The sequence below is a fragment of the Arthrobacter sp. B0490 genome (assembly GCF_002929355.1).
Taxonomy (GTDB): Bacteria; Actinomycetota; Actinomycetes; order Actinomycetales; family Micrococcaceae; genus Arthrobacter_D.
Window position 1 is genome coordinate 1 of record NZ_PJIR01000165.1, and the last position, 530, is coordinate 530.

Consider the following 530-nt stretch of genomic DNA (forward strand, 5'->3'; position numbering starts at 1 on the left):
ACCGCTTTTTTATTCCTTTCTATTACTGCTCGGGCTGGCACCTCTGGTGCCGGCCTTGGCCGCCAGCAACCACGCAAAAGCCGACAAACCGGGCTCGGTGCGCCTGTTCATCAACCGTGCCGGCAGCGGCAAGGCGATGGATGTCAGCAACACGCTGGAGGTGCCGGTCGAGGTCACCTTGCGGCTGACACGCATGGTCAACGTGGCCGGCGTCGGCAAGGGTGTGATTCGCAAGACCATACCGGCCAACAGCCGCGTTCGCGTGGCTACCCTAAGCAAGCGCAAGGCCGGCGGGCCAATCATGTTCAAGCATTCGTTCAGCTACGCGATGCTGTTCTCGCCGGAGCCGGATCAGCCTGACTCGGTGCAGGTCGATGGGCCGGCATATGCGCTGCCGTGGCAAGGCGGGCCGTTCCGCATCTCCCAGGGTGCTGGCGGTGACTTCAGCCACAATTCGCCGAGCGGCCGCTATGCGGTGGATATCGCCATGCCCGTTGGTACCCCTATCGTGGCGGCGCGGGCAGGCACCG

1 pseudogene is annotated in these 530 nt (G+C 64.2%); it reads left to right on the forward strand.

Annotation, left to right across the window (positions count from 1 at the left end):
- Positions 1-530, forward strand: a pseudogene (locus CXQ97_RS21270) (hypothetical protein); the annotation flags it as partial.